This is a genomic window from Campylobacteraceae bacterium, assembly GCA_013215945.1.
Classification (GTDB): Bacteria; Campylobacterota; Campylobacteria; order Campylobacterales; family Arcobacteraceae; genus NORP36.
Genome location: JABSOM010000001.1, coordinates 21,041 through 43,170, shown reverse-complemented (window position 1 = coordinate 43,170; position 22,130 = coordinate 21,041). Strand labels below are relative to the sequence as shown.

The 22,130-nt window shown below is 28.5% G+C and carries 21 protein-coding genes; 14 read left to right on the top strand and 7 right to left on the bottom strand.

Annotated elements, in window-relative coordinates; genetic code table 11:
* The first annotated feature begins 121 nt into the window (after nucleotides 1-121).
* The gene (locus HRT41_00240) at nucleotides 122-973 is read left to right on the top strand and encodes a bifunctional methionine sulfoxide reductase B/A protein (GenBank protein NQY22435.1); all 852 of its coding nucleotides are present in this window, start codon (nucleotides 122-124) and stop codon (nucleotides 971-973) included.
* On the opposite strand, the gene HRT41_00235 is transcribed toward HRT41_00240, so the two are convergent.
* Complete coding sequence (locus tag HRT41_00235) at nucleotides 970-1,308, bottom strand: hypothetical protein (GenBank protein ID NQY22434.1); 339 nt, start codon at nucleotides 1,306-1,308, stop codon at nucleotides 970-972. The genes HRT41_00240 and HRT41_00235 overlap by 4 nt on opposite strands.
* A gap of 297 nt (nucleotides 1,309-1,605) precedes the next feature.
* Between HRT41_00235 and HRT41_00230 the strand changes: the two genes are divergently transcribed.
* The gene (locus HRT41_00230) at nucleotides 1,606-1,920 is read left to right on the top strand and encodes an MTH1187 family thiamine-binding protein (protein ID NQY22433.1); all 315 of its coding nucleotides are present in this window, start codon (nucleotides 1,606-1,608) and stop codon (nucleotides 1,918-1,920) included.
* A gap of 16 nt (nucleotides 1,921-1,936) precedes the next feature.
* On the opposite strand, the gene HRT41_00225 is transcribed toward HRT41_00230, so the two are convergent.
* Nucleotides 1,937-2,491: a ribonuclease HII gene (locus tag HRT41_00225; GenBank protein NQY22432.1), complete on the bottom strand. Its 555-nt coding sequence runs from the start codon at nucleotides 2,489-2,491 to the stop codon at nucleotides 1,937-1,939.
* A gap of 137 nt (nucleotides 2,492-2,628) precedes the next feature.
* Between HRT41_00225 and HRT41_00220 the strand changes: the two genes are divergently transcribed.
* The 10 genes from HRT41_00220 (at nucleotide 2,629) to HRT41_00175 (ending at nucleotide 14,719) form a co-directional block, all read left to right on the top strand.
* The gene (locus HRT41_00220) at nucleotides 2,629-5,205 is read left to right on the top strand and encodes an AAA family ATPase (GenBank protein NQY22431.1); all 2,577 of its coding nucleotides are present in this window, start codon (nucleotides 2,629-2,631) and stop codon (nucleotides 5,203-5,205) included.
* Nucleotides 5,206-5,296: 91 nt separating this feature from the next.
* A complete protein-coding gene (gene rpmH, locus HRT41_00215; protein ID NQY22430.1) occupies nucleotides 5,297-5,431 on the top strand; it encodes a 50S ribosomal protein L34 in 135 nt (44 codons plus the stop codon).
* Nucleotides 5,419-5,754 carry a ribonuclease P protein component gene (gene rnpA, locus HRT41_00210; protein ID NQY22429.1) on the top strand — a complete coding sequence of 112 codons (336 nt, stop codon included), beginning with the start codon at nucleotides 5,419-5,421 and terminating at the stop codon, nucleotides 5,752-5,754. The genes rpmH and rnpA overlap by 13 nt, the downstream gene beginning before the upstream one ends.
* Nucleotides 5,751-6,074, top strand: coding sequence for a membrane protein insertion efficiency factor YidD (gene yidD / locus HRT41_00205; GenBank protein ID NQY22428.1), 324 nt, complete (start codon nucleotides 5,751-5,753; stop codon nucleotides 6,072-6,074). Before rnpA ends, yidD begins: the two co-directional genes overlap by 4 nt.
* Before the next feature lies 1 nt (nucleotide 6,075).
* Nucleotides 6,076-7,671, top strand: coding sequence for a membrane protein insertase YidC (gene yidC / locus HRT41_00200; protein NQY22427.1), 1,596 nt, complete (start codon nucleotides 6,076-6,078; stop codon nucleotides 7,669-7,671).
* A 17-nt stretch (nucleotides 7,672-7,688) separates the two neighbouring features.
* Complete coding sequence (locus HRT41_00195; protein ID NQY22426.1) at nucleotides 7,689-8,543, top strand: Jag N-terminal domain-containing protein; 855 nt, start codon at nucleotides 7,689-7,691, stop codon at nucleotides 8,541-8,543.
* Nucleotides 8,543-9,883 carry a tRNA uridine-5-carboxymethylaminomethyl(34) synthesis GTPase MnmE gene (gene mnmE / locus HRT41_00190; GenBank protein ID NQY22425.1) on the top strand — a complete coding sequence of 447 codons (1,341 nt, stop codon included), beginning with the start codon at nucleotides 8,543-8,545 and terminating at the stop codon, nucleotides 9,881-9,883. Before HRT41_00195 ends, mnmE begins: the two co-directional genes overlap by 1 nt.
* A gap of 107 nt (nucleotides 9,884-9,990) precedes the next feature.
* Complete coding sequence (locus tag HRT41_00185; protein ID NQY22424.1) at nucleotides 9,991-12,264, top strand: diguanylate cyclase; 2,274 nt, start codon at nucleotides 9,991-9,993, stop codon at nucleotides 12,262-12,264.
* 33 nt (nucleotides 12,265-12,297) lie between these two features.
* A complete protein-coding gene (locus HRT41_00180) occupies nucleotides 12,298-13,551 on the top strand; it encodes an NAD(P)/FAD-dependent oxidoreductase (protein ID NQY22423.1) in 1,254 nt (417 codons plus the stop codon).
* 52 nt (nucleotides 13,552-13,603) lie between these two features.
* Entirely contained in the window at nucleotides 13,604-14,719 is a 1,116-nt protein-coding gene (locus HRT41_00175) for a DUF3179 domain-containing protein (GenBank protein NQY22422.1), read from the top strand.
* A gap of 5 nt (nucleotides 14,720-14,724) precedes the next feature.
* Here the strand turns inward: HRT41_00175 and HRT41_00170 are convergent, their stop codons facing one another.
* Complete coding sequence (locus tag HRT41_00170) at nucleotides 14,725-15,210, bottom strand: histidine phosphatase family protein (protein ID NQY22421.1); 486 nt, start codon at nucleotides 15,208-15,210, stop codon at nucleotides 14,725-14,727.
* A 130-nt stretch (nucleotides 15,211-15,340) separates the two neighbouring features.
* On the opposite strand from HRT41_00170, the gene HRT41_00165 reads away from it, so the two are divergent.
* The gene (locus HRT41_00165) at nucleotides 15,341-16,255 is read left to right on the top strand and encodes a 5'-nucleotidase (GenBank protein ID NQY22420.1); all 915 of its coding nucleotides are present in this window, start codon (nucleotides 15,341-15,343) and stop codon (nucleotides 16,253-16,255) included.
* Nucleotides 16,256-16,274: 19 nt separating this feature from the next.
* On the opposite strand, the gene HRT41_00160 is transcribed toward HRT41_00165, so the two are convergent.
* The 4 genes from HRT41_00160 to HRT41_00145 all read right to left on the bottom strand — a co-directional run bounded on the left by HRT41_00160 (nucleotide 16,275) and on the right by HRT41_00145 (nucleotide 20,367).
* Nucleotides 16,275-16,865 carry a DUF134 domain-containing protein gene (locus HRT41_00160; protein ID NQY22419.1) on the bottom strand — a complete coding sequence of 197 codons (591 nt, stop codon included), beginning with the start codon at nucleotides 16,863-16,865 and terminating at the stop codon, nucleotides 16,275-16,277.
* Between the two features lie 492 nt (nucleotides 16,866-17,357).
* Nucleotides 17,358-18,434, bottom strand: coding sequence for a chorismate synthase (aroC, locus tag HRT41_00155; protein NQY22418.1), 1,077 nt, complete (start codon nucleotides 18,432-18,434; stop codon nucleotides 17,358-17,360).
* The gene (locus tag HRT41_00150; protein ID NQY22417.1) at nucleotides 18,434-19,111 is read right to left on the bottom strand and encodes a ribonuclease III; all 678 of its coding nucleotides are present in this window, start codon (nucleotides 19,109-19,111) and stop codon (nucleotides 18,434-18,436) included. Before HRT41_00150 ends, aroC begins: the two co-directional genes overlap by 1 nt.
* 206 nt (nucleotides 19,112-19,317) lie before the next feature.
* Nucleotides 19,318-20,367, bottom strand: a complete 1,050-nt coding sequence (locus tag HRT41_00145; GenBank protein NQY22416.1) for a tetratricopeptide repeat protein — start codon at nucleotides 20,365-20,367, stop codon at nucleotides 19,318-19,320.
* Between the two features lie 100 nt (nucleotides 20,368-20,467).
* Between HRT41_00145 and HRT41_00140 the strand changes: the two genes are divergently transcribed.
* Complete coding sequence (locus HRT41_00140; GenBank protein ID NQY22415.1) at nucleotides 20,468-22,099, top strand: DNA primase; 1,632 nt, start codon at nucleotides 20,468-20,470, stop codon at nucleotides 22,097-22,099.
* The last annotated feature ends 31 nt before the right edge of the window (nucleotides 22,100-22,130 follow it).

Sequence of the window (22,130 nt, the reverse complement as noted above, 5' to 3'; positions counted from 1 at the left end):
AATATCCATTCTAAATTAAAGGAATAAACTATTTATTTTTTTTATCATTATGTACAAAAATATTTGTTAAAATTATTAAGTAGGATTAGTAAATAAACAAGAATATATTATAGAGGTTATTATGGATTACAATGAATTAAATGATGAAGAAAAAAGAGTGATTGAGCAAAAAGGTACTGAACGTGCTTTTTCTGGGGAATACAATGATTTTTATGAAGAAGGTGTTTTTGTATGCAAAAAATGCAATACTCCTTTATATAAATCAGAAAATAAGTTCTCTTCTGGATGTGGATGGCCAAGTTTTGATGACAATTTGGAAAATGTTAAAAGAATACCAGATAGTGATGGTTCAAGAATAGAAATTGTTTGTGCTAAATGTGAGGGCCATTTGGGCCATGTTTTTGAAGGTGAACATTTTACGCCAAAAAACACAAGACATTGTGTTAATTCTATGTCTTTGAAGTTTTTAGCTGGTGATAAAAAGAATATAAATAAATCTTTTGCATATTTTGCAGCGGGATGTTTTTGGGGCGTTGAATATTATTTCCAAAAAAAAGAGGGAGTTGTTAAGGTTAAATCAGGATATATGGGAGGACACTTAAATAATCCTACGTATGAAGACATTTGTACGGGTAATTCGGGACATTTAGAAGTTGTACAAGTTGAGTATGATTCTTCAAAAGTATCTTATAAAGAACTCTTAGAATTGTTTTTTGAAATTCATGATTTTACTCAAACAAATGGTCAAGGTCCTGATATTGGTTCACAATACTTATCTGCTATTTTCTATTTAAATTCACTAGAATATAATACTGCTTTAGAAATAATTGATGCTTTAGAATCCATGAGTTATGATGTCGCTACAACATTAAATGAAATGCAAACCTTTTATGTGGCGGAAGATTATCACCAAGATTATTACATAAGGCATCAAACGATGCCTTATTGTCATGCTCATAAAAAAATATTTTAAACAGTACCTAATATATAATAAATAGGTTTAGATGGCATTTTTTCAAGTTTTACATTGTATTTATTTGACCAATGTAGAACTTCTTCATGAAACTCTTCTAAGATTTCTTCGGCATCATTTTCATCACATTTTATTTTTAAATAATCAGTTTGATTTGAAAGCCCAACATAAGCATTCATTTTTTTAAGATGGTCATTTAAACTTAGAATATGTTTTGCAAACTTTTCAAAGTTACCTGTATTATTAATCATTATTTCTGCTTGTTTTAAAGCGGTATCACTTTTTGTATAACCAAGTTGCGATAAAACAACTTCTGCAGTCATTTCTATTTGCATTGTATTTCCTTTTGTGTAATCTAAAAAATAATTCTATCTTCTACTCTTATAATATATCCAATTATATATGAAACTAATATAAAAATAATAAGTAATTTATAAAGTAAAAAGAATTTTATGAAAGGTAAAATAATAATATTATTTCTTAAAATAACTTTATCAATAGCCTATTTTAAGCTATATTGTTAAAATAAATAATATATTTTAACTTTTATTAGAATAGTGATAAAAAAAAGCTTTTGATAAATATAAAATTAGTTTAGATATAATCATTTTATTAAATTAAAAAGGTTAAACGTGAGTGTATTATTAGAACTTTCAATGTTCCCTACGAATAAAGAGGAAAGTAAAAGTGAATATGTTTCACAAGTTATTGCTTTGATTCGGAAAAGTGGTTTTGATTATCAATTAACAGCAATGGCAACTCTTATTGAAACAAATACAATAGAGGAAGCTCTTGACTTAACTGCTAAATGTTATAAGATTTTGGAGGACCTAGGTTGTAACAGAGTTTTTTCTACTCTTAAAATGGATATTAGAAAAGGGCATAATAACAGACTAAAAGGTAAAATTAACTCCATAGAAAATCATATAGGGGAAGTTTGTAAATAAATAAAACCTTAGGGTTTTATTTATTTTCTCCTAAGGCTTTTAGTTTAAATGTAAAACGGTGTTCATCGCTGCGCCCAAATTCTTTTATTTTTTCTACATGGGCTTTTGTTCCATAACCCTTATGTTTTTCAAAATCATAGTTTTTGTAATAAGGTGCAATTTTACACATATATCTGTCTCTTGATACTTTTGCTAAAATCGAAGCAGCACTTACTTCTTTTATTAATGCATCTGCTTTTATTAAATGATCTAAATCATCAATGCCAAAAGAAGTATTCCCATCCATTAAAAATGCTTTAGTATAGGCTTTGAGTTCTGACATTATCTCCAAAATTGCATTTTTCAAACACAAAGATAAACCTTTTTCATCAATGGTTTTTGCACTAATAAAAACAATATGATAATGTGAGTGTTCTTTAATAGGCTCAAAAAGGATTTCTCTCTTTTTTTCACTTAAAACTTTTGAATCATTTAATTCTTGTATTTCTTTTTTTAAAATAACTCCTGCTACTACTAGAGGACCAGCTAATGGGCCTCTTCCTGCTTCATCAATTCCACATAACACATACATTCCTTGTTTTAATTACGTAATTATAGCTAAGATTAGTAAATTCTATTTTAAATACTTAATAAGTACTTGACATACATTGACTAAAGTTGATATAATGATTTTAGCACTAGAGATACAAGAGTGCTAAAGGGAAAATAATGAATAATATATTTGAAAAACTAACCAATCAATTAAGCGAAAGTTTAGACAGTGCTTTTGCTTTGTCTTTACATAATAAAAATCAAGAAGTACAAATAGTGCATTTATTTTGGGCTTTAATTACTAACAGTTCTTCTGTTCTTAATCAGCTTCTTAATAAAATGAATGTGGATAAAACAGCTATTGAATTGGAAACAAAATCGTATGCAAGTACTTTATCTAAAGTCTCATCTTTAAAAAAAGAGAATCTTAAACTCTCAAGCTCTTTATTGCATTCTTTTGAAAAAGCGCAAGGTTTAATGAGCAGTTTAGGAGATTCTTTTATTGCAATAGATACTTGGTTACTTGCTAACTTTGATGAAAAAGAACTAAAAACTCTGCTTGGTAAATATATTTCTTTAAGTGAAGCAAAAAAAGAATTGCAAGCCTTACGGGGTGAAACGATTATTGATAAAGCAAGCGCAGATGATAATTTGGATGCTTTAAATAAATATGGAATAAATCTAAACGATAAAGCGCGTGAGAATCTTTTAGATCCTGTTATTGGAAGAGATGAACAAATAACTCGTATGATGCAAATTTTAATACGAAAAACAAAAAATAATCCTATTTTGATAGGAGAACCAGGTACTGGTAAAACTGCAATAGTAGAAGGCCTTGCACAAAAAATTGTAAACAAAGAAGTACCAACCTCTTTATTAAATAAAAAAATTATTACCTTAGATTTATCTGCTTTAATTGCAGGAGCTAAATACAGAGGTGAGTTTGAAGAGCGACTTAAAACAGTTATAAAAGAAGTTAAACGTGCAGGTAATATTATTTTGTTTGTTGATGAAATTCATACTTTAATAGGAGCAGGAGCAGCAGAAGGTTCTATGGATGCTGCTAACATTTTAAAACCAGCACTAGCACGTGGGGAATTACATACTATTGGGGCTACAACGCTAAAAGAATACAGAAAGTTTTTTGAAAAAGACACAGCAATGCAAAGAAGATTTCAAACAGTAAAAGTAGATGAACCAAGTGTTAATGAAGCCATTGCAATGTTAAGAGGAATAAAAGAAAAACTAGAAACACATCATAATGTAACTATTCAAGACTCGGCATTAGTACATGCTGCTAAACTAAGCCATCGTTATATTAGTGACCGATTTTTGCCAGATAAAGCCATTGATTTAATTGATGAAGCCAGTGCAGAATTAAGAATGCAAATTGAAAGTGAACCCAATATAATCGCGAAAATAAAAAGAGATATACAAAATTTGAATGTTGAATATGAAGCACTTAAAATGGAAGATAGCACAAGAAACAAAACCAGATTAAAAGAGATAAAAAAAGACTTAGAAAACTTAAATGAAGAAAAAAGAGCTTTAGATGCAAGATTTATTAGTGAAAAAGAAACCTTTGATGCTTCAAGTATTTTAAAAACAAAAATAGAAGATTTAAAAAATCAAGCAAAAAATGCAAAAGCCGTTTCTAATTTTGAAAAAGCAGCAGCTATTGAATATGGTGAAATTCCTGCTTTAGAAGAACAAATAAAACAAAATGAAATAAAATGGAAACAAATGCAAGAAGAAGGCACTTTGCTTTCAAATTGTGTTAATGAAGATACTATTGCTTCCATTGTATCAAGATGGACAGGAATCCCAGTTAATAAGATGCTTAAAAATGAGAAAAAAAGAATTTTAGAAATTGAACAGGTTCTAAAAAAAGATGTAGTAGGTCAAGAGGATGCATTAAAAGCTATTTCAAGAGCCATTAAACGTAATAAAGCAGGTTTAAGTGATGAAAGTAAACCTATTGGTTCCTTTATGTTTTTAGGACCTACTGGGGTAGGTAAAACACAAGTAGCAAAAATATTGTCCAAATTTTTATTTGATAATGAAGAGTCTTTAATTCGTTTTGATATGAGTGAATATATGGAAAAACACTCAGTTTCCAGATTAATAGGAGCAGCTCCTGGTTATGTTGGATATGAAGAAGGTGGGCAGTTAAGTGAAGCAGTTAGACGTAAACCATACTGCGTAATTCTTTTTGATGAAATAGAAAAAGCTCATCCTGATGTTCTTAATATACTTTTACAAGTATTAGATGATGGGCGTTTGACTGATAATAAAGGTGTTAATATTGATTTTAAAAATACAATTATTATTTTAACCTCAAATGTGGCTTCTTCTGTGATACAAAGTATAAATGGAAAAGAAGAAAGAAAAACAGCTGTTTTGGGGGAACTTAAACATTATTTCAAACCAGAATTTTTGAACCGTTTGGATGAGATTGTTATTTTTGAACAATTAAGTTTAGAATCGGTTAACAGTATTGTTGAAATTTTATTTAAAGCAATTCAAACAAAAGTAAATGAAAAAGGAATAAATATTTTCTTAAGCAAAAATGCAAAAGAATATATTGCAGAGTTCTCCTATGATGTATCTTATGGAGCAAGACCAATAAAGAGGGCATTGTATGAAATTATTGAAGACCAATTATCTGATTTAATTTTAGAAGATAAAATTAAAATAGGTTCAAATGTACATTTTGATTATGTAAATAATCACATTAGCGTAGAAATATCATAAATTTTGATAATATGCTCAAAAACTAAACAAAACTTAAGGATGATTTAATTATAATCCCCAACTTAATAATGATGAAAAAAGGAAAACTTTTATGAAAAGAACATATCAACCCCATAACACACCAAGAAAAAGAACACATGGTTTTAGAATCAGAATGGCTACTAAGAACGGTCGAAGAGTTATCAAAGCAAGAAGAGCTAAAGGTAGAAAAAGATTAGCTATCTAAGTAAAGAATATCGTCTTAATAATTCAAGAGATTTTAAAAAGATATATAAAAGCGGCAAAAAATGGCATACACCATCTTTTGTCGCTTTTTTTTGTTCTGCTACAAATACAAGTTTCGCTTTTGTTACTTCAAAAAAAGTTGGAAATGCCGTTGTACGGAATAAAGCACGCAGAAGACTAAGAGCTGCGATTTTGACTTATGGAGATACTTTGCTTACTGGATCCTATATTTTTGTAGCAAAAGACAGTTTAACTACTCGTAGTTATAAACAAATGATGAGTGACTTTAAATTTACTTTTACAAGAATGAATTTAATGAAATGAGCTTAATATTTTCAACACTTGTTAGATGGTATCAGAGATATATATCAAGATATACACCTGCATCTTGTAGATATTATCCCACATGTTCAGAATATGCACTTATACAATTGGAAAATAATACCTTTTTTAAGGCGATTTATTTTACAATAGCACGAATCCTTAAATGTAATCAGCTTTTTGCTGGTGGAATTGATTATCCAATAGTGAAATTAATAAAACATAATAATATTTCATTTAAAAAAATAACAATAAAATATTGGTTTGTACCAATGAAAAATAATCGTTTTTATGTGATTAAAAACAGGGAGTGGAAGAAATAATATGAATAATGAGAATAATGGTATGCAAAAAAGAATGTTAATAATGACATTAATTGTCTTTGTCTTTTTTATAGCTTACGAATTTTTAGTACTAAAACCAAAACAAGAGGCACGAGAAGCAGCTGCAAAAATTGAACTTAAAAAAGAACAAAATGCAGCGCCACAGGTTAATCAAAATGGAAACTTAGCTCCTAATAATATGAGCAGTGATTTGGGTGCTTTATCTACTAAGAATATTTCAACTTCTAGTATTGTTAGTACAATTACTACCTTACATAATATTATTGAAATTGATTCTTTAGGTAGAATTGCGCAAGTAACACTAAGAGATAAACAATACCATGACGAAGATGGTAATGCAATCAAATTGTTTGAAAACAATCAATTACGACCTTTGGAAGTAAGATTTACAAACAGAGAAATTAATAATGAATCACAAGAAGTAAAAATAAAAACGAGTGCTACAACACTTGATGCTACAAAAGCTATTCAAAGTTTAATTTTAACGCAAGAGTTAAAAGGTACAACATTAAGAAAAGCATTTACATTTTATCCTGATGGACATTATGATTTAACTGTTACTTCTACAAATAATGCGAAATTTTTTATTACTAATGGGTTTAGACCAAGTGTATTAGTTGATATGTATGCGGATCACGGTTTAATTGTTAAACAAAGTGATGGAACAACTGAATTGGTTTCAGATGAAGACTTAGATAAGAATAAGAGTTTTTCTGCTATTTCTTTTGTATCGTCTTTTGATAGATACTATGCAACTGTAATTTATAATTTTAAACAAAATATGTCAATTACATTATTACCAGATAATGAAGGTAATCCTCAAGGTTTTATTCATGGAGGAGATAATATCTCTTTTTCTGGTTATATGGGACCAAAAACATTTAAAACACTGGAAGCGTTAAATCCTGAATTAACAGATGTTATTGAATATGGATTTTTTACTTTTATTGCTAAACCTATGTTTTTATTATTACAATATATGCATTCAATCATTGGAAACTGGGGTTGGACTATTGTTTTTGTAACGATATTAATTAAAGGTATATTATTTCCTTTATCATACAAAGGTATGGTATCAATGCAAAAACTAAAAGACTTATCGCCTAAAATGAAAGAAATCCAAGCAAAATACAAAGACGATAAACAAAAACAATCTATGCATATGATGGAACTGTATAAAAAACATGGGGCTAACCCTATGGGTGGATGTTTACCATTAATTATGCAAATACCTGTCTTTTTTGCAATATATAGGGTATTATTAAATGCTATTGAATTAAAAGGTAGTGAGTGGATTCTTTGGATTCATGATTTAGCTGAAATGGATCCATATTTCATCTTACCTGTATTAATGGGTGCATCAATGTTTTTACAACAAAAGATTACTCCTAATTCTATGCAAGATGAAATGCAAAAAAAGATTTTTCAAATGTTACCAATTGTTTTTACATTCTTCTTCTTGTGGTTCCCCGCAGGTTTAACATTGTATTGGGTTGTAAATAATGTATTTACAATTTCTCAACAATATTATATTAATAAAGTTTTTGAAAAACAAAGAGCAGCAAAAAAACACTAATTTATTAGGGATATATAATGAAACAGTTTGAAGGTAAAAGTTTAGAAGAGGTATATACCTTAGCTACAACCGAATTTAAATGTTCAATTACTGAGCTATATATTGAAGTTATTCAACAACCAAGTAAGGGATTTCTTGGTTTTGGACGAAAGACTGCAATGATAGCAGTCTCCTATGAAAAAGAAAAAACTCAAGTCTTAAAAAAAGAAGAGACTTTTAAAAAAGTAAATATTAAAATTGAAGATGTTTCTAAAAAATTAGAAAAGATTGAAAAAAAATCTTCTCCCCTAATAAAACCTAGCAAAAAACAACATATTAATCTTGAGAAAAAAGAAGAAATATTTGATAACTTTTATTCAAAAGACAAAGCACCTGAACTTTCAAATCTAATAGTAAAAAAAGATAAAAATGATGTTATTACTGATGTTAAACAAAAAGTAAATCATCTTTTTAAAGATACTTGTTATGATATAAATGAGATTAACGTTGATTTTTATGATGATGAAACATTATACATAGAGTTTTCTGGAAAAGATTCTGCTTTACTTATTGGAAAAGAAGGTTACAGATATAAAGCTTTGTCTTACATTCTTTTTAATTGGATCAATGAAAAATACAATTTAATGTTAAGACTTGAAGTTGCAGAATTTCTTAAAAATCAAGAAGAATCTATTTATAACTATTTAGGCCCAGTAATTGTAACTATTAATGAAGTAGGAACCTTTAAAACAAAACCTCTTGATGGAATTTTAGTACATATTGCATTAAAACGATTAAGAGAAGAATTCCCTGATAAATATGTAGCAGTAAAAACAAATATAAAAGGTGACAAATACGTGTTAGTAAACGAATACAGAAGTAAACAACAATAATGTTAGAAGAAGATACAATTGTAGCAATTGCTACTGCCAATGGAATTGGTTCCATATCTATAGTTAGATTAAGTGGGCCAAGTGCACTTAAAATAGCACTACAACTCTCAAAAAAAAAAGAACTTAAGCCAAGACTTGCAACGTTAGCTTCTTTATACAATGCTAAGAATGAAATAATTGATGAAGCTTTATTAATTTATTTTAAAAACCCTTATTCTTTTACAGGTGAAGATATTGTTGAGTTTCAATGCCATGGTGGTATTGCTATATCAAATATTATTCTTTCTGAGTGTATGCTTGCTGGTGCAAGACTTGCCAATCCGGGTGAATTCTCAAAACGTGCTTTTTTAAACAATAAAATTGATTTAACAAAAGCAGAAGCAATCGCAAAAATCATAGAAGCCAGAAGTGAAGATGCAGTTAAATTATTAGCCAGACAATTAAAAGGCGAATTGAGCGATTTTGTTAATGATATTAGAGAAGATTTACTTTTTATGTTGGCATATACAGAAGTAACTATTGATTATGCAGAAGAAGATTTACCAAAAGATATTTTAGAACAAATTAAAACAAAACTAGATGCGATTATACTTAAACTTGGAAATACGCTTGAAGCTTCTAAACGAAGAGAAGGTTTAATTGAAGGGTTTAAAGTAGCTATTATTGGAAAACCAAATGTTGGAAAATCTTCTTTATTAAATAAACTTCTAAATTTTGATCGTGCTATTATTTCTACTATTGCAGGAACTACAAGAGATACTATTGAAGAAACTGTAAAAATTGGTACGCATTTAATTAAGATTGTTGATACAGCTGGAATAAGAGATGCCAGTGATGAAATAGAAAAAATAGGTATTGAAAAATCTTTGGAAGCAGTAGAAGATGCAGATATTATTATTTGTTTGTTTGATAATTCACATGCAAAAGATGATGAAGATGAAAAAGTCCTCTCTATTATAGAAGAACATAAAAATAAAAAAATACTTACTGTTTTAAATAAATCAGATTTAAAAAATGTATTTGATAAAACTTTATTACATGAACCCTTAACTCTTTCAACAAAAGAAGATATAAATCCTTTAATATCTTTAATAGAAAAAATTCTTGATGCGAATACTCACAGTGATGAAATGACACTTATTTCTAAAAGACAAGTAGATGCAGTATCTCAAACACTTTACCATATTCATGAAGCATATTCCCCTTTAAATACAGGAGAGTTAGAGTTTTTTGCTTACAATATTCAAGAAGCTTTGGAGTATATATCCAATATTACAAGACCTTATGACAATGAACAAATGTTAGACGTTATGTTTGGAGCATTTTGTTTAGGTAAATAAACAAACATGCCCTTTTAGTGAATGAAAATATTACTTCAATTTTCATTCCTCTGTAAATTCATAATTTATTTGTTATTTTAATTTTACTTTAAGTATAATAATTAATTATGAATAGATTTACTTTGTTGTTTAAACTCTTTTTACTACTTTTTACCAGCTTACTTTTTGCAAAAAATGATTCTCTTGATTTAAGAGAAATACATGTGCAATTAAATTGGAAACACCAATTTGAACATGCCGGTTTTTATGCTGCGATTAATGAAGGGTATTATGAAAAAATTGGCCTAAAAATAATACTGCATGAAAAAAACAGTGACAGTAATATTTATGGTGATGTTCTTGCTTTAAAAATGGATTTTGCTATTGGTTATTCTTCTATTGTTTTAGAATATCTCGAAGGAAAACCTTTAGTGGCGCTTGCCAGTTTTTTTCAACATTCTCCTTTGATATTTTTATCTAAAACAAGTTCAAATATTAGAAACGTATCTGATATGCGTGAAAAAAACGTAATGGTTAATATTGATACTAGAAGTGCTGCATCTTTATTAATTATGATAAAAAAAGAAGGCTTGTCTTTGTCTTCCATGAACATTCAAGAGCACAGTTACGATGTTATGGATTTAATTAATAATAAAACAGATGTAATTGCTGCTTATATATCAAATCAACCCTATATATTAAAAGAAAAAAACATAGCTTACAATATCATTGATCCTGCTAATTTTGGTTATGATTTTTATGAAAATATTTTGTTCACATCAAAAGATTTAATTGAAAAAAATCCCAAACTGGTAAAGAATTTTTTAAAAGCAACATTAAAAGGTTGGAAGTTTGCTTTAGAGAATGAAGATGAAATAATAAAACTTATTTTAAATAAGTATTCAAAAGAAAAATCATACGAAGCGTTATTATATGAAGCTGAGATAATAAAAAATTCATTAATGCCCGCAAATATTGCTATTGGAAATATTGATAAAAATAGAATGAAAAGAATTGTTGATGTATATGATGAAATCGGTATTTTAAATGTAAATTCAAAAAATATTGATGCTTTGATATACAATCAGAATAAACATATTGTTTTATCCTTAACACAAAGAGCTTGGATAAAAAAACATCCAAAAATATATTTTACAGGTGATCCCAATTGGCTTCCTTATGAGGCTTTTGTTGATAATAAGTATATAGGTATTGTTAATGAGCATCTTAAACTAATTCAAGAATATACAGGTTTAGAAATTATTATAAAAGAGAGTAAAACCTGGAATGAAGCCTTAGTTATGTTAAGAAATAAACGTGTGGATATTTTATCTGAAACAAATGCCTCTATTTTAAAAAAAGAAATGTTATTTACCCAATCTTATTTATCTTCTCCCATTGTAATGGTAATGAATAAAAAAGCTTCTTATAAAAACTCACTTAAAGATATAAAAGAAAAAAAGATTGCTGTTGTAAAAGATTATGGTTATATCACTGAAATCAAAGAAGAATATCCCGATTTAAATTATTATGAAGTAAACTCTTTACAAGAAGGATTATTGGCTGTTGAAAATGATCATGCAGATGTATTTTTAGGAGCTTTACCACAAAGCAGTTATTGGATTAATAAACTTGGTTTACAAAATACCAGGATTGTTGGTAAAACTAAATTTAAAGCATCTTTATCTTTTGCAGTAAGAAAAGACTATTCTATTTTAGTTGATATTATTAATAAAGCTCTCTTACAAATAGATGAAAGCAAACAACAAGAAATATTAGAACAATGGACAAAAGCAAAATTTAAAGAAAATAGTGATTATTCAATCTTTATTTATGCACTGGTTATTTCCCTTTTTGTGATTGTTTTTTTAATCATAAGACAAATACTATTAAAAAAATACAGTAAAGAACTTGAATATATTTCTCAAACAGATTCATTAACCAAAATATATAACAGGGTTAAATTAAATTCAATTATGGCAGAACAATTAAATGTATTTAAACGCCATAATCACAGCTTTGGAATTATACTTTTGGATATTGATTATTTTAAAAGAGTCAATGATAGTTTTGGACATGATATAGGTGATTCTGTGTTAGTCGAATTTTCTACTTTATTAAAGAACAATATAAGAGAAGTTGATTCTGTTGGGCGTTGGGGAGGAGAAGAATTTATTATTGTTTGTCCTTTTAGCAATAAAGAAGGTATCTCCTTATGTGCACAAAAACTTAAAAAAATTATTGAAGAACATGATTTTTTTAAAGTAGGAAAAAAAACAGCCAGTATTGGTATATCTTTATGTGAAAAAGATTCTACAATTAAAAGTTTAATAAAATGTGCAGATATAGCATTATACGATGCAAAAGCTTCGGGACGTAATACCATTCGTTTTTTTAAATAAAACTATTTTAAGAACTTTTAGTTATTATACGGCATGAATAATACAAAATACGATGTAATAATAATAGGTTCAGGAGCTGCTGGTATGATTGCTGGAATTACAGCGGCTAGGGCCAACAAAAACGTACTTCTTTTAGAACAACAAGATAAGGTTGGTCCCAAACTAAAAGCAACAGGTGGAGGAAGATGTAATCTTTCTAATACTTTATCCAATACTGATTTTATGAATTCTTTTGGGCGAAATGGTAAATTTATGAGCGATGCTCTAAATCTTTTGGACCATAAAGATTTAATAGCGTTCTTAGGAGATATTGGTGTTGAAACACATATTCCTGATGGTTTTCGTATTTTTCCCGTTACGCATAACTCTTCAACTATAATAAAAGCCTTAGAAAAAGAACTGATACGATTAAATGTGACACTTTCTTTAAATACAAAAGTTTTACGTTTACTTCTTGAAAATGAAGACATAGTTGGTGTTCAATGCACAAAAGATGATGAATCAGCAAAGTTTTTGTCTTCAAGAATTATAGTTGCTACGGGTGGTTTGGGTTTTCCTATGTTAGGAGCTAATGGAGATGGTTATGACTTTGCAAAACATTTAGGCCATCAAGTAACAGATCTTTATCCTGCTATGTTACCACTTCTTACCAAAGAAACGTGGGTAGGGGAGTGTAAAGCAGATACCATTGCAAAAGCTGTTTTAAAAATCGATTTACCAAAAGCCAAAAAACTAAAAGCAGTGGGGGATTTAATTTTTACTTCAAAAGGTATTAGAGGTCCAGTAGTACTTGATTTCTCCAGAGAAATTACACCTTTTTTAGAAACGCACAAAGAAGTACCTATTTTAGTTCATATGCTAAAAGGAATGAATGAAGAAGATTTACGTGTGCATATTAAAAATGAAGTAAAAATCAACAATGACGTTACTGTATTAGATACATTAATTAAAATTTTGCCTGAATCTGTAATAAAAGGGTTATGTAAACAAGTACAAGCTGATTATACGCTTACTTTTAAAAATTTAAAGGGTTTAATTAGAGATAATTTAATAAAAATACTTATTTCTACACCTTTAACAATAACAGATCATGTCGGTTTTAAAAAAGCAATGATTACAAGAGGTGGCGTTAAACTAAAAGAAATTTCTCCCAAAACAATGCAAAGTAAGATTATTGATGGTTTATATTTTTGTGGAGAGGTTGTTGATTTAGATGGCCCTTGTGGGGGATATAATTTGCAATGGTCTTTTTCAAGTGGAAACTTAGCAGGGCACTTGCTTTCATAAGTTAACACTTCCTTCACATTAAAATTCTATACTAGTTCATTAAGGATTTATTATGAGAATTTTAATTTTTTTGAGCCTGTGTTTTTCGGCACTATTTGCTTTTGACCCAAATATCGATGACAGGTCTTATGGTTTAAAAAGCTCTACGTCTTCTTGGAATACTAATTGGAATAAACACTCAATTCCATATTCTGAGCTTTTAAGTGGAGGACCTGCACGAGATGGTATTCCTCCCCTAGATAAACCAAAATTTGTAACTATTAAACAGGCAAAAACATTTCTAAAAGATGATGAGCCTCTTATTTTTGTTAGTATCAACAATGAAAAAAAAGCCTATGCTTTATCTATTTTAATTTGGCATGAAATAGTAAATGACAGTTTAGGAAATGAAAAAATTCTGGTTACTTTTTGTCCTTTATGTAATGCTTCAATTGTATTTTCAAGAATGATTGATGGTGTTTTACATGATTTTGGGACTTCTGGACTTCTTCGAAAATCAGATCTAGTAATGTATGATAGACAAAACGAATCCCTGTGGCAACAATTTACAGGGGAAGCAATAGTGGGTGATTCTTTGGGAAAAACATTGAAACTTCTAAATTCTTCTATTGTATCTTTTAAAGATATTTATACCCATCATCCTTCAACTATGATTTTATCACAAGACACAGGATATAAAAGAGAGTATGGTAAAAACCCTTATTCGGGATATGACGATATTAATTCTTCTCCTTTTTTATTACAAGAAGATATTGATGATAGAATGCCCCCTATGAGGAGAGTTGCAACCCTTAGTATTAATAATAGAGATAAAGCTTATTCCTATAAGCTTCTTAAAGCAAAAAAAGTGATTAATGATCGTTTTGAAAATAAAGACTTAGTTTTGTTTTATAAAAACAATGTTTTATCTGCTTTAGATAAATCAAAAATAAAAGATTCTAAAAAAGTTGGTTCTGCAAGTATTTTTGAATCAAAACTAAAAGGTGAGATTTTAGAATTTTATTATGACAAAGGTTTTTATGATAAAAAAACAAAAAGTTTATGGAATATTTTTGGTTTAGCAATAGAAGGTAAACTAAAAGGAAGTCAATTGAAAAAAATTACTTTTGGTTCACACTTTTGGTTTGCTTGGGTTGTTTTTAAACCCAATACGGTTATTTATAAATAACAGTATTACAGGTCTTTTGGTTTTGTATAAGAAATAAAAGTCGCATTGTTTTTATTTACATCCATCCAAGAATCACAAGAAAAAGATATTTCAACAATAGAAGCTGTTTTTAACTCTTCTCTTGAATCACATAACATATATGCTAACGTTGATACTCCTGGATTATGACCTACTAGAATTGCTGTATCATTGTCATCATGAATATAAGAAATCAATTCTTGAATTGCTGCAACAAAAGGTTCATATATATATTGATTTTGCATTATGTTTTTATTAAAATCAAGTTCTTTTGCTAAGAGTTTAGCAGTTGTATGTGCTCTTAATGCAGGGCTTGATAAGATAATATCTATTTTTTCATTTTTCTGTTTTAAATACTTTCCTACTAGTGCACAGTCTTTTATGCCTTTTTCATTTAAAGGTCTATCAAAATCATCTAGGTTTTCATCTCCCCAATCTGATTTTGAATGTCGTATTATAAATAGTTTTTTCATTTTTCGCTCATTTTATCTAAGATGTAAAATTATAAGATATTTTTCTTAAAAACAACTAGAAAAGCCTTTTTTTAATGCTATTTTGTATAATATATTTATAAATAATAAAGAAAAATTAAAAGGCTATATTTTGGGATATAATTTAGATGATAAACTTGTAATAGCAATTTCTTCAAGGGCTTTATTTAATCTAGAAGAAGAAAATAAAATTTTCGAATCTTCTGGTTTACAAGATTACTATGATTTTCAAATTAAGAATGAAGATACCTTATTAGAAAAAGGTACAGGCTTTCGTTTGGTGAAGAATTTACTTAGAATTAACGATGATTTTCCTGATAATAAACAAGTGGAAGTCATTATTATGTCGCGAAATAATGCAGCAACCTCTTTGCGTATTACAAAATCAATTGATGCTTATAAACTTGATATAAAACGCAGCGCTTGGTCAGGTGGAAACAATATTTCAAAATATTTAAAACCTTTTAAAGTTGATTTGTTTTTATCAGCAAATGATGAAGATGTGAGGGCTGCCAATGATATAGGAATAGCAGCTGCTAGAATTTTACCTTTTGTTAATGTTGATGAACAAGATGAACAACAAGTGAAAATTGCCTTTGATGGGGACGCGGTATTGTTTTCAGATGAATCTGAACAAATTTATAAAAGTAAGGGCCTAGAGGCATTTTTAGAGCATGAAACAAACAATGCCAAAAACAATTTACCTGATGGACCTTTTGCTAAATTGTTACGTGTTATCTCTACCATACAAAATAAATATGCAAACGAACACACACCTATTCGAACCGCTTTAATTACTGCTAGGAACTCTCCTGCTCATGAAAGAGTAATACGAACACTAAATGCCTGGAAAGTACGAATTGATGAGTCTTTTTTCTTAGGTGGTATGGATAAATATGAAGTAGTGCAAGCTTTTGGTGCAGATATCTTTTTTGATGACCAAGATGTGCATTTAGAAAATACGTCAAAAGTAATTCCAAGTGCTAAAGTTCCTTATAAAAGTGATTCAAAGATTAATAAATTATAATCACTTTTTAATTATTGTTTTATTTGAAGATATTAACAATTTCATCAAGAGATATTTCTTCTTTTATAATAGGATAAATACCCTTATCTATTAAATATTTTTTACAGGTTATTCCAATTTGTTTTGTAATGAAATAATGAATATTTTCTTCTTTAAGGAAGGTTGGCAATACATGCCTGGGTCTAATATTATTTTCAGAAAAAGCAGGGTTTTGTATGTGCTTGATATTTTCTAATTTATAATCTTTTATGTGTAAAATAAAGATATATTTTGAATCAATTGAAATATCATCCAGAACTTTTAATTGATTTGAACAAACGGCTACATTAAAATCATTTTGTATTTCATGTACTTTTATATTGGAACCATTAATTAAAGCAGATGCAATTTTTAAACGTGCATTTTTAATAATTCTAGCTAGGGTTGGTCTAGAGATATTCATCTGTATTGCCGCATCTTCTTGGTACATTGAATCTAAATCCATTAATTTAATAGCTTGTATTTCTTCATGCAATAAAATAATATCTTCATTAGACTTTATATCTTTTGGACCAAAATATTTAGAGGTTGGTTTAAAATTTAATTCACGTTGTTGTTTTTCTCTGGGCAAATTTTTCCTTTTTTCTTTGAAGATAGATTCTAACATAAATAAATCAAAAAATATACTTGACATATGTTCACTAATATGATATAATCCGGTCATATGTTCATAAGTTTAAAATTATTTTATTTGTATTTATCTGAAATATAGAAAAATTTAGCCGCTTTTCTTATATATAAATACTCTTCCAATAATAATAAATGATTTGATTTGTGAAATATATCATTAATTAATTGGATTTTGTGTTTAATAATCTAGCCAATTTAAATATTAAACATAATAGTCATTCCTTTAATTGTCCAATTAATGATGTTCATTCCTAATTTTGTAGAAACTTACTTTTAAATATTTTATTACTTTTTTTAGTTTCTACAATCTCCTTTTTACTACACACAAAATCAATAACTGCATTAAGTAAACATTCAAGAATTAGTTTAATTTATAGAATAAAAGATTAGTAGGAAAGATACAAATAAGTATGCTTCTTAGGAAGCATCTTTATTAAGAGTTATAGACTTTTTTAATATTCTTTATTTTTGAGGACATATTTAGTATAAGCATATCTGCTAATACTAAAGCCATCATTGATTCTGCAACTACTGAGCCTCTAATAGCTACACAAGGATCATGACGTCCTTTTAATTCACAAGTAACTTCATCATTGTAAATATCAACTGTATCTTGTTTTATAAAAACAGAAGGAGTTGATTTAAAATGAACTTTGATATTAATGTCATCTCCATTAGAAATTCCACCTAATATTCCGCCTGAATGGTTTGTTTTAAAACCATCTTTTCTTATTTGGTCATTATTATCAAAACCTTTTACTTTAGCAGCTTCAATTCCATCTCCAATTTCAACTGCTTTTACTGCATTAATACTCATCATAGCAGAAGCAATTTGTGCGTCCAATTTAAAATAAATAGGTTCACCTAAACCACTTGGGCAGTTTTTAACATTAACAAGAGCACAGCCTCCAACAGAGTTGTGTTGTTTTTTTGCTTGAATTATTGCTTCTTTTTGTTTTTCTTCGACTTCTTTATCTAAAGCAAAAATATCAGAAGTAAGTGCATGTTTAAAATCGTAATTTTTAGCAGCTATACCATCAATACTAGTTATTCCTGAATTGATTTCTATATTCACTTCTTTTAGCATAAGTTTAGCAATAGCTCCTGCTGCTACTCTTGAAGCAGTTTCTCTTGCACTGCTTCGTCCACCGCCTCTATAATCTCTTAATCCATATTTAGCAAAATAAGTAAAATCTGCATGACCTGGTCTGAATAAATCTTTTACATTCGTATAATCTTTTGATTTTTGATTCTCATTATAAATAATCATAGCTATAGGTGTACCTGTGCTTAAACCTTCAAAAACACCTGAAAGTATTTCAATAACATCACCTTCTTTTCTGGCTGTTGCATATTTATTTTGTCCAGGTTTTCTTCTGTTCATTTCACTTTGAATAAATTCTTCATCGATTTTTATTCCAGCAGGAACTCCATCAACCACACAACCTATTGCTTTACCATGGCTTTCCCCAAAGGTCGTAAATCTAAAGTTTTGACCAAAACTATTCATTAAACTTCGCTTTTTAATTGAAAAAGTGCAATCTTTGCAACAGCTTGTTGTGCAAGTTTTTTACTTTTTCCTATCGCTTGTCCATAATGTTTTCCATCAATCCAAATAGAGACTTCAAATTCTTTTTTATGATCAGGACCATAAGAAGCTTCAATTTTGTATTCTGGAATTGAAGCAAATTGAGCTTGAGTTATTTCTTGTAAAGCCGTTTTATAATCAGAAAACAATACTGATAAGTTTATTTCTTCATAAGATCTGTTTAATAAATCTAAAATAATAATTTTTAGGATTTCAAGTCCTGACTCTAAATAAATAGCCCCCATAATTGCTTCAAAAGCATCTGAAAGAATAGATGCTTTTGATCTTCCTTTATTTCTTTCTTCTGCTATTGATAAATAAATATAATCACCCAGTTTAATTTCATTTGCAAGTCGTGTAAAACCTGCTTCATTCACCAAAGAAGCCCGTATTTTTGATAGATCTCCTTCGTTCGATTTGGGAAATTTTTTGTATAAAAACTCTCCAACAATCAAATTAAGTACTGCATCTCCTAAGTATTCTAAGCGCTCATTATCATAGGGTTTTTTAAAACTTTTGTGTGTAAGTGCTTCGACTATCAGGTCTTTATTTTTAAACTGATAATCCAGGCACTGTTCTAACTTTAAGTAATCACTCATATTAAATTCTTCCTGTTCTTTTTAATTTTCTTTGCGTGGATGCTAGTATATCACATCTTTCATTATGCTTATTGGCTCTGCGTATTTTTATCACAATTGCTTTTATATTGTGACTTTTTGAAACTTTTGTATGAAAAAACACTAAGAGCACAGTTATTATGTATCATTCTTACCATTAAGAAGATTAATTTATTAAAAATAATCTTTTATAATAAGGATTGGTTTTTTTCATAGGCATTTTTTACAAGCATGTGTTTTACAATAAAACTTAAAATACTATGACAATGTGGACATCTTGATTCAAAAATAGGATGAACATGTTTACACGAGGTACAAATAAATTCAAAATCCAAATCGGCTTTGGTATCATGCTCATGAGTATTTAATAATATTAATATATCTAAGTCAAAATCTTTTGAATGTTTTAAAGAGTTTAAATAGGATTTTGCATTGTATAACTCTTCTAAAAAAGGATTATTGTTTACTTTATCAAAATCAATATCTTCAAATTTTTGATACCACATTAAATCAGTAAATTTATTCACATCAAAACTGTCTATATTTTCCCACAAAAATGTTTTGTTATACATAATAAGGTATTGTGCAAATAAACGTTCAATTATTTTGTCTTTTTGGAAGATTTCATACAAAGCATATGTTTTTTTCTCATAAGATAAAAGTGGGTCATGTATCACTTTTAGTGTTTTGATATAAATTTTATCTTTAGAAATATCTATTTGCAATTCATCAAGTGATTCTAAAACTTCAAACGCTCTGTCAAAATCTTTAAGTTTTTCATAAATTAACAATAAATACTGCAAAGCACTTGTATTTCGTGGTGAAAATTTTAGTATTTTTAAAAATATATCTTTTGAGCGTTGTAAAAAACCACCTTTATAATAAGTAGTTCCTAATAACTCTAAGAGTTCTTCTTTTTTAACTCGGTTTGTTACATGTTCTAAAAGAGCTAAATATACAGAAATTGCTTTTGTATAATCGCCTTTATGTAAAAAACTTGAAGCCAACAAGATGATAGAATCAAAAGGTAAATTATATGTTTTATACAAATGCACATAATCTTCTTCTTTTAATTTGCCAAGCTCAAAACGCTTAAGAAGTTTCCTGTATTCTTTTCTTGCTTTTCTTTCTTTATATGCACCAAAGGTGTATGTTAAAAATGAGATACAAAAAATCAAAGAAAAAAATATGACAATACCAAATAAGGGATCTCTATATTCTAATACTAAACCTTCCATTAAGACCTTTGTTATGTAAGAATAAAATATAATAACATAAGTATGGTTAATAAATAAGATGCTAAAACAAAATCTAATATTGCATTAGATACAATCGCATATGATTACAAAAGACTCAATTGAAAGCTTAAAATCCCAATTAGATGTTGTAGATGTTATATCTCAATTTCTAGAACTTAGAAAAGCCGGCGCAAATTTTAAAGCCTGCTGTCCTTTTCATGGAGAAACAACTCCTTCTTTTGTTGTAAGCCCAGCAAAACAAATATACCATTGTTTTGGCTGTGGAGTAGGGGGCGATTCTATTAATTTTTTAATGGAGTATGAAAAACTTTCTTATCCTGAAACCTTGGAAAAACTGGCAGGAATGTACAATGTTACACTTTCTTATGATGATAAAGGTCAAAAAGCACAAAGCGTAAAAATAATTGAAGATTTAAATAAACTTTATCAACGTTTATTTGTTAATAACGATACCTGCAAAGATTATATAAAACAAAGAGGTATTTCAGAATTTTCTATTGAAAAATTTGAAATAGGTTATGCTCCTAAATCGGGCGATACTATAAATTATTTAAAAAACAATCATCATAATTTAAGTGAAGCCATAGACTTAGGCGTAATTGATACAGGTCAAAGTGGTTTATACTCAAGGTTTATTGAGCGTATTACTTTTCCAATTTATTCTCTAAATGCAAAAATTGTTGGCTTTGGGGGAAGAACAATCACAGGGCATAATGCCAAATATGTGAATTCTCCTCAAAGTAAAGTATTTAATAAATCACGTTTATTATATGGTTATCATTTAGCCAAAGAACATATTTACAAAAAAAATCAAATCATTATTACGGAAGGTTATTTAGATGTTATTATGCTTCATCAAGCTGGTTTTAATACAGCAGTTGCAACGCTAGGAACGGCTTTAACCTCCGATCATTTGCCTTTGATTAAAAGAGGCGAACCTAAGGTTATTCTTGCATATGATGGAGATAAAGCAGGTCTTAAAGCTGCTTTTAAAGCTGCCACTATTCTCTCTCATTCAGATTTTGAAGGCGGTGTTGTTATTTTCTCTGGAGGTTTGGATCCTGCTGATATGGTGAAAGAAGATCGTATTGAAGAATTAAATACAATGTTTTTAAAACCTAAGGGGTTTATTGCTTTTGTAATTGACTCAATTATAAGCACTTATGATACCCATGATCCACAGCAAAAACAAAAAGCTTTGGTTGAAACCAATGAATATTTAAAAACACTAAATCCTATTTACCAAGATGAATACAAGCGATATATAGCTCAAAAATTAAATGTAAGAGAACATTTGGTTCAAATTAACAAAGTATCAAGAGCACAAGCCATTAATTTATCAAAAATTGATATAGCTGAACTCTCCATTTTAAAACATATTTTAGAAGATAAATCTAGGTTAGATGGAGTCTTAGACATTATTGACTCTTCTATGTTTGAATTTCATGTAGAAGAGTTTAATACTTTGATTCATGATATAGGAAATCCTTCTTTAAATGGGATACTATTAAATGAAGCTTTGCAAGAATATTCACATGAAGAATTTGAAAAACAGCTTTTGTGTTTATTGGATAAATTTTACAATAATAAACTAACCCACGTTACTTATGCTCAAGATATGAATTTTAAAGAAAAAGTACTTTTAATAAGAAAAATAAAAGACAATATAAAACAATTAAAAATAGGTAAACTTATAAAATATAACTTATAACAATAAAGAATATTTTGGCTAAAATACGCCT

Excerpts from the sequence above, each read along its gene's own strand:
- HRT41_00170 (NQY22421.1), bottom strand. The coding sequence starts at position 15,210 with ATGAAAAAACTATTTATAATACGACATTCAAAATCAGATTGGGGAGAT.
- HRT41_00150 (NQY22417.1), bottom strand. The coding sequence starts at position 19,111 with ATGAGTGATTACTTAAAGTTAGAACAGTGCCTGGATTATCAGTTTAAA.
- HRT41_00240 (NQY22435.1), top strand. The coding sequence starts at position 122 with ATGGATTACAATGAATTAAATGATGAAGAAAAAAGAGTGATTGAGCAA.
- aroC (NQY22418.1), bottom strand. The coding sequence starts at position 18,434 with ATGAATAGTTTTGGTCAAAACTTTAGATTTACGACCTTTGGGGAAAGC.
- HRT41_00145 (NQY22416.1), bottom strand. The coding sequence starts at position 20,367 with ATGGAAGGTTTAGTATTAGAATATAGAGATCCCTTATTTGGTATTGTC.
- yidC (NQY22427.1), top strand. The coding sequence starts at position 6,076 with ATGAATAATGAGAATAATGGTATGCAAAAAAGAATGTTAATAATGACA.
- HRT41_00180 (NQY22423.1), top strand. The coding sequence starts at position 12,298 with ATGAATAATACAAAATACGATGTAATAATAATAGGTTCAGGAGCTGCT.
- HRT41_00185 (NQY22424.1), top strand. The coding sequence starts at position 9,991 with ATGAATAGATTTACTTTGTTGTTTAAACTCTTTTTACTACTTTTTACC.
- HRT41_00140 (NQY22415.1), top strand. The coding sequence starts at position 20,468 with ATGATTACAAAAGACTCAATTGAAAGCTTAAAATCCCAATTAGATGTT.
- rpmH (NQY22430.1), top strand. The coding sequence starts at position 5,297 with ATGAAAAGAACATATCAACCCCATAACACACCAAGAAAAAGAACACAT.
- HRT41_00195 (NQY22426.1), top strand. The coding sequence starts at position 7,689 with ATGAAACAGTTTGAAGGTAAAAGTTTAGAAGAGGTATATACCTTAGCT.
- HRT41_00175 (NQY22422.1), top strand. The coding sequence starts at position 13,604 with ATGAGAATTTTAATTTTTTTGAGCCTGTGTTTTTCGGCACTATTTGCT.
- HRT41_00225 (NQY22432.1), bottom strand. The coding sequence starts at position 2,491 with ATGTATGTGTTATGTGGAATTGATGAAGCAGGAAGAGGCCCATTAGCT.
- HRT41_00235 (NQY22434.1), bottom strand. The coding sequence starts at position 1,308 with ATGCAAATAGAAATGACTGCAGAAGTTGTTTTATCGCAACTTGGTTAT.
- mnmE (NQY22425.1), top strand. The coding sequence starts at position 8,543 with ATGTTAGAAGAAGATACAATTGTAGCAATTGCTACTGCCAATGGAATT.
- HRT41_00220 (NQY22431.1), top strand. The coding sequence starts at position 2,629 with ATGAATAATATATTTGAAAAACTAACCAATCAATTAAGCGAAAGTTTA.
- yidD (NQY22428.1), top strand. The coding sequence starts at position 5,751 with ATGAGCTTAATATTTTCAACACTTGTTAGATGGTATCAGAGATATATA.